General features: G+C 68.6%; 8 protein-coding genes. 5 read left to right on the forward strand and 3 right to left on the reverse strand.

The window, feature by feature from the left end; all coding sequences use genetic code 11:
* Positions 1-500: 500 nt before the first annotated feature.
* The 3 genes from FW784_RS10710 to FW784_RS10720 all read left to right on the forward strand — a co-directional run bounded on the left by FW784_RS10710 (position 501) and on the right by FW784_RS10720 (position 3,185).
* Positions 501-2,111, forward strand: a complete 1,611-nt coding sequence (locus tag FW784_RS10710; protein WP_149353341.1) for a carboxyl transferase domain-containing protein — start codon at positions 501-503, stop codon at positions 2,109-2,111.
* 160 nt (positions 2,112-2,271) lie between these two features.
* Positions 2,272-2,832 (forward strand): bactofilin family protein, encoded by a 561-nt coding sequence (locus tag FW784_RS10715; protein ID WP_149353335.1) that lies wholly within the window; start codon positions 2,272-2,274, stop codon positions 2,830-2,832.
* A complete protein-coding gene (locus FW784_RS10720; RefSeq protein ID WP_149353336.1) occupies positions 2,829-3,185 on the forward strand; it encodes a hypothetical protein in 357 nt (118 codons plus the stop codon). Before FW784_RS10715 ends, FW784_RS10720 begins: the two co-directional genes overlap by 4 nt.
* Positions 3,186-3,205: 20 nt before the next feature.
* Here FW784_RS10720 and FW784_RS10725 read toward each other — a convergent pair whose 3' ends face one another.
* Genes FW784_RS10725 through FW784_RS10735 form a run of 3 tightly spaced genes read right to left on the reverse strand, consistent with a single transcriptional unit; the run spans position 3,206 to position 5,594 of the window.
* Complete coding sequence (locus FW784_RS10725) at positions 3,206-3,442, reverse strand: DUF6587 family protein (RefSeq protein WP_149353337.1); 237 nt, start codon at positions 3,440-3,442, stop codon at positions 3,206-3,208.
* A gap of 2 nt (positions 3,443-3,444) precedes the next feature.
* Positions 3,445-5,310 (reverse strand): ferrous iron transport protein B, encoded by a 1,866-nt coding sequence (gene feoB / locus FW784_RS10730; RefSeq protein WP_149353338.1) that lies wholly within the window; start codon positions 5,308-5,310, stop codon positions 3,445-3,447.
* Positions 5,307-5,594: a FeoA family protein gene (locus tag FW784_RS10735; RefSeq protein WP_205123610.1), complete on the reverse strand. Its 288-nt coding sequence runs from the start codon at positions 5,592-5,594 to the stop codon at positions 5,307-5,309. Before FW784_RS10735 ends, feoB begins: the two co-directional genes overlap by 4 nt.
* A gap of 157 nt (positions 5,595-5,751) precedes the next feature.
* Here FW784_RS10735 and FW784_RS10740 point away from each other — a divergent pair, with 157 nt between their 5' ends.
* Complete coding sequence (locus tag FW784_RS10740) at positions 5,752-6,537, forward strand: enoyl-CoA hydratase-related protein (RefSeq protein WP_149353339.1); 786 nt, start codon at positions 5,752-5,754, stop codon at positions 6,535-6,537.
* A gap of 186 nt (positions 6,538-6,723) precedes the next feature.
* Positions 6,724-8,248 (forward strand): acetyl-CoA carboxylase biotin carboxylase subunit (locus FW784_RS10745; RefSeq protein WP_149353340.1); only part of this gene is annotated, 1,525 nt, incomplete at its 3' end.

Here is an 8,248-nt window from a genome sequence, read left to right on the forward strand (position 1 = left end):
CCGTCGACAACGCCGCGGCCACCACCGCTGCTGCCGCGAACGACGCCGCCGCGACCGCTGCGAACGCCACGGCCAATGCCGCGAGCGACGCCGCTGCCGCTGCGAACAAGGTTGCCAACAAGGCCGATGCAGCTGCTGCCGAAGCCAAGGCCGAAGCGAAGAAGTAATCCTCGTCGTTCGACGATGTACCGGGAGGCCCGCGAAAGCGGGCCTTCTTCTTTGGCGGGTGGTTACTGCGAACGGGGCGCGCAACAGGGCGACCATCGAGTCCTCCGGCGGTCGACGCGCTGCGACGATGGCGCCCGAACCGTCGGAAACGCTAGGTCGAGCAGGAATGCGCGGATCCGTGGCAGGCCATTGATGGCATCGCAATCCGCCCGCGACGAAGAGTCGTACGGAGTGCCGTCTTGACGGCGAAACCACGACTGCGCGCGTGCGCTGGCTGGCCCCCTCGCCCGCCATGTGGTTTGATCGCGCGTTCTGCTTTCCCCGTGCCTGCCATGCCCGTCATCCAGTCCCAGCTCGACCCGCGCTCCGCCGATTTCCAGGAGAGTGCGATGCACCATCGCGCTCTCGCCGACGAACTGCGCGCGCGCCTTGCCCGCGCGGCGGATGGCGGCGGCGAAACGGCGCGCGATCGGCATACCTCGCGCGGCAAGCTGCTGGCGCGCGACCGCATCAGCACGCTGCTCGACGAAGGCTCACCGTTCCTCGAGATCGCGCCACTTGCCGCCGAAGGCATGTATGACGACGCCGCGCCCGCTGCAGGCATGGTCTGCGGCATCGGCCGCGTACTTGGTCAGGAAGTGGTGGTCGTCGCGAACGACGCGACGGTCAAGGGCGGCACGTATTTCCCGATGACGGTGAAGAAACACCTGCGTGCGCAGGAAGTCGCGCTCGAGAACAACCTGCCGTGCATCTATCTCGTCGATTCGGGCGGTGCATTCCTGCCACTGCAGGACGAAGTTTTCCCTGACAAGGAACACTTCGGCCGCATCTTCTACAACCAGGCGCGCATGTCGGCGCTCGGCATCCCGCAGGTCGCGGTGGTGATGGGCAGCTGCACCGCCGGCGGCGCGTATGTGCCCGCCATGTGCGACGAAAGCATCATCGTCAAGGAACAGGGCACGATCTTCCTCGGCGGCCCGCCGCTGGTGAAGGCTGCTACGGGCGAGGTGGTCGATGCAGAGGCGCTCGGCGGCGCCGACGTGCACACCAGCATCTCCGGCGTGGCCGATCACTTCGCGCAGGACGACGACCACGCGCTGCAGATCGCGCGCGACATCGTCGCTAGCTTCAATCGGCGCAAGGTGCTGCCGGTAACGTCGATACCTTCGCGCCAGCCGCGTTACCCGGCCGAAGAGCTCTATGGCGTGGTGCCGAAGGACGCGCGTCGCCCGTTCGACATCCGCGAGGTCATCGCACGCATCGTCGACGGCAGCGAGTTCCAGGAGTTCAAGGCGCGCTACGCGAAGACGCTGGTGACGGGCTTCGCGCACCTGCACGGGTATCCGGTCGGCATCGTCGCCAACAACGGCATCCTGTTCGCCGAGAGCGCGCTCAAGGGCGCGCACTTCATCGAGCTGTGCAACCAGCGCGGCATCCCGCTGGTGTTCCTGCAGAACATCACCGGCTTCATGGTCGGTCGCAAGTACGAGAACGCGGGCATTGCGAAGGACGGCGCGAAGATGGTGACCACCGTGGCGTGCTCGCACGTGCCGAAGTTCACTGTCGTCATCGGTGGCAGCTTCGGCGCGGGCAATTACGCGATGTGCGGCCGCGCCTACGGTGCGCGCTTCCTGTGGATGTGGCCGAACGCGCGGATAAGCGTGATGGGCGGCGAGCAGGCCGCCAGCGTGCTGGCGACGGTGCGGCGCGACGCGTTGGAAGGCGCCGGCAAGAGCTGGAGCGCCGAGGCCGAGGACGCGTTCAAGGCGCCGCTGCGCGAGCAGTACGAGCAGCAGGGCAACCCGTATTACGCGACCGCACGATTGTGGGACGACGGCATCATCGATCCGGCGGATACGCGCCGTGTCCTTGGACTGGGGCTGTCGGCGTCGCTCAATGCACCCATCGAGGACCGCACCCGCTTCGGCGTCTTCCGGATGTAGCGGCGGCCTGCACGGCTGCTCGAATGAACGCCGGTTGACCATTGTCGCGCGGACCGGTGTCCAATCCGACGAAGTTCGGGGTCGGGCGGCCGGTCACGGTTTTCACGTCAAGGCTGCGTGATAGCCTCGGTTTTCCCATCCCGCCCCCGAGGGACATCCCATGGCTATCTTCCCGAACACCAGCAACAAGCGCGATGGCGCACCGATGCCCGAGTCCGCGCTCGGCAAGGACGCGTCGCCCAACGAGTTCGCATTCGCACCGCCGACGAACGCACCGGCGCCTTCCGCGATCGCGCCTGTCGCGCCCGCCGCCCGTCCGGCAACGCGCGAAGCCAAGGAGTCGGTGATCGCGTCCGACGTATCGATCGAAGGCCGCATCCAGGGCGCCGGCAACGTCCGCATCGCGGGCCGCTTCACCGGCGACATCGCCGTCGAAGGCGACCTGACGATCGAAGTCGGCGCGCGCGTCAACGGCGGCATCAAGGCGCGGCGCGTCGTCATCGCAGGCGAGCTCGAAGGCAACGTCGAATCCGCGCAGCGGGTCGAGGTTGTCGAAACCGGTTCGCTGGTCGGCGACATCAAGGCCGGCGCGGTCACCGTCGCACCCGGCGCGCGCATGCGCGGCATGGTCGAATTCGGCTGGGGCGATTCCGGCAATGGTGCCGTGACCGGCGGCAAGAGCAAGGGCGACACCACGCCGGAGGCCGGCAGCGCGGCATGAGCGCTGTCCGACCCGGCTTGCCGGGCGCGACACGGAGCTGTCCGCACTGCAAGACGATCATCCTCGACACCGCGAGCGTCTGCCCGGGGTGCCGGCATCACCTGCGTTTCGACGCAGCCGCCGGCACCGATCCGCAGCGCACGACGTCGCTGGCGGTCGAGGGCTCACTGCGCGCCGAGCGCCCGGGTGAAGCGATCGAATACACGATGGTGCTGGTGATCCGCAACGAACGCGGGGACGAGGTGAATCGCCAGGTGATCGGCGTCGGCGCACTCGAAGGCGAGCAGCGCCGGAGCTTCAGCGTGACGGTCGAGACCAACGTGGTGCCCGCGGGCAAGGGTCGACGCCGCTAGCGAGCAGCGGCACGCTCGCCTCAGCCGTTCGGGTCGCAGCCCCCGCAGGAGCCACAGCCGTCCTGCGCTTTCGGCGCAGGCGCAATGCGCCGACCGAGCTTCGAGAGTCGGACCGAGCCGCTGTCGATCAACCGGATCGCGACCCAGCCACGCAGGCGTCGGGCGGCGGTCGGGCATCGCGTCACGAACACATACACGACGCTCGCAACGACCGCGGCGCCGACGACGATGTACTGCAGGTTCATCGTGTCGGCCACCGTCAGCCTCCGAGCCGGCTGGCGATCTGGTGCGTCAGCATGGATGCAAGGTAGGCCAGCGCGAACAGGTAGCCGGCGGCGATGCCGACCTGTTTCCAGGAGTTGGTCTCGCGTCGGATCGTGGCGAGCGTCGACACGCACTGCGGCGCGTAGATGAACCAGACGAGCAGCGAAAGCGCGGTGGCGAGCGACCAGTCCTGCGCGATCAGCGGCGACAGCGCGTTCGCGGCGTCGGCGGCGTTCGCGGTCGACAGCGCATAGATCGTCGCGAGCGACGACACCGCCACTTCGCGCGCGGCCATGCCTGGCACCAGCGCGATGCAGATCTGCCAGTTGAATCCGAGCGGCGCAAAGAACGCCGTCATCGCGTGCCCGATGCGGCCGGCGAAGCTGTAGTCGATCGCATGCCCGATGGCGCCCGCCGGTGCTGCCGGGAAGTTGAGCAGGAACCACAGCAGGATCGTGAGCGCGAGGATGATGCCGCCCACGCGGCGCAGGAAGATGCCCGCACGCTCGGCCAGGCCGATCGCCAGGTCACGCGGATGCGGTAGCCGATACGACGGAAGTTCGAGCATCAGCGGGTGCTCGCCCTTGTCGCTGCGCCACTTCTTCATCACCCACGCCACCGCGAGCGCACTGACGATGCCCGCCGCGTAGAGCGCGAACAGCACCACACCCTGCAGGTTCAGAACGCCCAGCACCCTGTGCCGCGGGATGAACGCGCCAATCAGCAGCGCATACACCGGCAGTCGCGCGGAGCACGTCATCAGCGGCGCGACGAGGATGGTGGCGAGCCGGTCGCGTGGATCCTGGATCGAGCGTGTCGCCATGATCCCGGGGATCGCGCAGGCGAAGCTCGACAGCAGCGGGATGAACGATCGTCCCGACAACCCTGCGGCCGACATCATGCGATCCAGCAGGAACGCAGCGCGCGGCAGGTAGCCCGATTCCTCGAGCGCGAGGATAAAGAAGAACAGGATCAGGATCTGCGGCAGGAACACCACGACACCGCCGAGCCCGGCGATCACGCCCTCGGCCAGCAGGCTTGTGAGCGGCCCGGGCGGCAGGGTGTGGTGCACCTCGGCCGCGAGCCACTTCGCGCCGGCGTCGATAACGTCCATCACCGGCGTCGCCCAGGCATACACCGCCTGGAAGATCAGGAACATCACCGCGGCCAGCGCGACGAGGCCGAAGACCGGATGCAGCAGCCAGCGATCGAGCGCGTCGTCGATCTCGGCCGTGCGACGCGGCATCCGTACGGCCGCGAGCAGTATCTGGCGCGTGCGTGCGTGCAGCGCGTCGATGTCGGCGGCAGTGGGGCCGGCCGTGTTGGGATCCGCCGGCGGCAGCGTCGCGCAGCCGCGGTCGAGCACGTCCACGAGCGCTTTCGCGCCGCCGGCGCGCACCGCCACGGTCGAAACCACCGGAACGCCCAGCTCGCTTGCCAACCTGCCGAGATCGACCTCGATGCCACGGCGCTTGGCCACGTCCATCATGTTGACGGCCACCACCATTGGCCGCCCCAGCTCGCGCATTTCGAGCGCGAACCGCAGGTGCAGGCGCAGGTTCGTGGCGTCCACCACGCAGACGATCACGTCCGGCGCGGCCTCGCCCGGATAGAAGCCGCGGCAGAGATCGCGCGTAACCGCCTCGTCGAGGCTCGCGGCCTGCAGGCTGTACGCGCCGGGCAGGTCGAGCACGACGTATTCGCGACCCGACGGCGCCGCGAACCGGCCTTCCTTGCGCTCCACGGTCACGCCGGCGTAGTTCGCCACTTTCTGCCGGCTGCCGGTCAACCGGTTGAAGAGCGCGGTCTTTCCGCAATTGGGATTGCCTACGAGCGCCAGACGAAGCACGGCGGCGCTCATGACTCCACCGTTTCGCGTCCAAGGGCCGTGTGTGCGGTCCGCACCGGGTCGGCGACGCACACGCCGACACGCGCGGCCTCGCGGCGGCGGAGGGCAAACCGGGTGTAGCCGACCTGCACCAACAGCGGCTCCGCTCCGACGGGGCCGGCGGCCACAACCTCGACCCGCTCGCCAGCGACGAACCCGATCTCGCGCAGGCGGCGAGCCACCGAGTCGTTCGCCGTCGCGTCTTCGACGCCGATGACGGTCGCTGCGGTGCGATAAGGCAGCTCGGAGAGCTTCACGTTGCGCCAACCCAAATGGGAATGGTTCGCATTCTAGCACCACGTGCCTGCCGGCCCGGAGCGCGGCGGGCGGGGCTTCGGCCGCCACACACGCGACGAACGGAGAGCGCGCCGAACCGAGCGGCTATGATCACGGGCCCACCCCGGGCATGCGTCGATGAGCCATCCCCTGCTCCATTTCCGCGAGGGCGCGGTCGCGCGGCTCCGGCTCAACCGGCCGCAGCTGCACAACGCCTTCGATGCCACGGTCATAGCCGCCCTGACCGGCGCGCTGGACGGCGTAGCGCGCGACCCCGACGTGCGCGCCGTGGTCATCGAGGGCGAAGGTGCCTCGTTCTCCGCGGGCGCCGACCTCAACTGGATGTGCGCCATGGCGGAGGCGAGCGAAGCGGTCAACCGCGACGACGCGCTCGCCCTCGCCCGCCTGATGCGGCGCCTCGACGAGCTGCCCAAACCGACCATTGCACGCGTCCATGGTCCCGCGTTCGGCGGCGGCGTCGGACTGGTCGCCTGTTGCGATATCGCGATCGCTTCGTCGAACGCACGCTTCGGCTTGACGGAGAGCAAGCTCGGCCTGCTGCCGGCCGTGATCTCGCCGTATGTCGTCGCGGCCATGGGTGCGCGCGAGGCGCGCCGCTGGTTCGCGACCGCGGAAATCTTCGACGCGGCGACCGCGCTTCGGATCGGCCTGCTGCATGAGGTGGCCGACGACGAAGCCGCGCTCGACGCGGCGGTGGCGCGCCAGCTCGACCTTTTGCTGAAGGCCGGCCCGATCGCGGCGTCGGGCGCCAAGCAACTCGTGCGCACCGTTGCTTCGCATTCCGACCGCGACCGCCACGACGCCGAGAACGCTGCGCTGATCGCGCGCCTGCGCGTGTCCCCCGAGGGGCAGGAAGGCATCGGCGCGTTCCTCGAAAAACGCCGGCCTGCGTGGTGCGCGTGAGGCGCCAGGCATGACCGCAAACGGCAGCATCGCCACCCGGCGACCCGACCTGCGCCGATCACCCAGCGCGCGTCAGCAAGAGCGTACGCGCGCCTCTGACAGCACCGACCTGCGACGTTCGCGCGACGCCCGTCGCGGCACTCCCAATATCGAAGCGGCCCATCGCCGCGCGGAAGCCTCCTGCTGATGTTCCAGAAAGTCCTGATCGCCAATCGTGGTGAGATCGCGTGCCGCGTCATCCGTACCTGCCGAGCGCTTGGCATCCGCACGGTCGCCGTGTATTCCGAGGCCGACGCAGACGCACAGCACGTGCGACAGGCGGACGAGGCCTACTGCATCGGCGGCCCGCGCCCGCAGGACTCATATCTGCGCGGCGACGCGATCGTCGACGTCGCACTCAGATCCGGTGCGCAGGCGATCCATCCGGGCTATGGGTTCCTCAGCGAGAACGCCGACTTCGCCGACGCCGTCGAGGCCGCGGGCATCGCATTCATCGGGCCGCCTGCGGCATCGATGCGCAAGATGGGCAGCAAGGCGGGCGCCAAGGACCTGATGCAGGCCGCCGGCGTGCCGGTGGTGCCCGGCTACACCGGCGACGATCAGGACGGCGCCGTGCTGCAGCGCGAGGCCGACCGCATCGGGTATCCGCTGATGATCAAGGCCGCGCACGGCGGCGGCGGCAAGGGCATGCGCATCGTGCGCACGTCCCCTGAATTCGCTGCCCATCTTGAAAGCTGCCAGCGCGAGGCACGCAATGCGTTCGGGCGCGACCGCGTGCTTCTCGAACGCTACATCGAGAAGCCGCGACACATCGAAATCCAGGTGTTCGCCGATCGCTTCGGCAACACGATCCACCTGTTCGAGCGCGAGTGCTCCGCGCAGCGTCGCTACCAGAAGGTGCTGGAGGAATCGCCGTCGCCGTTCCTGACGCCCGATCTTCGGCGTGAGATGGGCGAGGCGGCCGTGCAGGCGGCACGCGCGATCGACTACGTCAATGCGGGCACCGTCGAGTTCATCGTGGCGCAGGACGGCAGCTTCTATTTCATGGAGATCAACACGCGCCTGCAGGTCGAGCATCCGGTGACCGAGATGGTCACGGGGCTCGACCTCGTCGAGTGGCAGTTGCGCGTTGCATTCGGCCTGCCATTACCGCTTGCACAGGATGCACTGGCGCAACGCGGACATGCGATCGAAGTTCGGCTCTACGCCGAGGATCCGGACGCGGGTTTCCTGCCCGGTTCGGGGCGGCTCGAGCGCCTGCGCCTGCCCACGGCATCGGAAGGCGTGCGTGTCGATTCAGGCGTCGTGGAAGGCGATACGGTCACCATCTTCTACGACCCGATGATCGCCAAGCTCATCGTGCACGGCGCCGATCGCGCGCAGGCGCTGGCACGAATGCGCGACGCACTGGCGCGCTCGGAGATCGTCGGGCCGAAATCGAACATCGAATTCCTGGAGCGGCTGGTGCGGCATCCGGCGGTGGTCGATGGCAGCATCGATACCGGCTACCTCGACCGCCATCTTGACGAATTCCTGGCGCGGCCGCAGGGCGAGGATCGCCTGCTGCTCGCCGCGGTGACAGCCCGCCTGATCGCCAGCGAGCGCGCATCCGAGCGTTGCAATGCGGCGTCCGCGGACCCCACGTCGCCGTGGGCCGCGCACGATGGCTGGCGCATCGGCGGCGCCGCACCGTGGCGGGTCGCGTTCGTGC

It is taken from the genome of Cognatilysobacter lacus (assembly GCF_008274655.1).
In the GTDB taxonomy this organism is placed as follows: domain Bacteria; phylum Pseudomonadota; class Gammaproteobacteria; order Xanthomonadales; family Xanthomonadaceae; genus Cognatilysobacter; species Cognatilysobacter lacus.

Coding starts and splice junctions, on each gene's coding strand:
- feoB (WP_149353338.1), bottom strand. CDS start 5,310: ATGAGCGCCGCCGTGCTTCGTCTGGCGCTCGTAGGCAATCCCAATTGC.
- FW784_RS10740 (WP_149353339.1), top strand. CDS start 5,752: ATGAGCCATCCCCTGCTCCATTTCCGCGAGGGCGCGGTCGCGCGGCTC.
- FW784_RS10720 (WP_149353336.1), top strand. CDS start 2,829: ATGAGCGCTGTCCGACCCGGCTTGCCGGGCGCGACACGGAGCTGTCCG.
- FW784_RS10710 (WP_149353341.1), top strand. CDS start 501: ATGCCCGTCATCCAGTCCCAGCTCGACCCGCGCTCCGCCGATTTCCAG.
- FW784_RS10715 (WP_149353335.1), top strand. CDS start 2,272: ATGGCTATCTTCCCGAACACCAGCAACAAGCGCGATGGCGCACCGATG.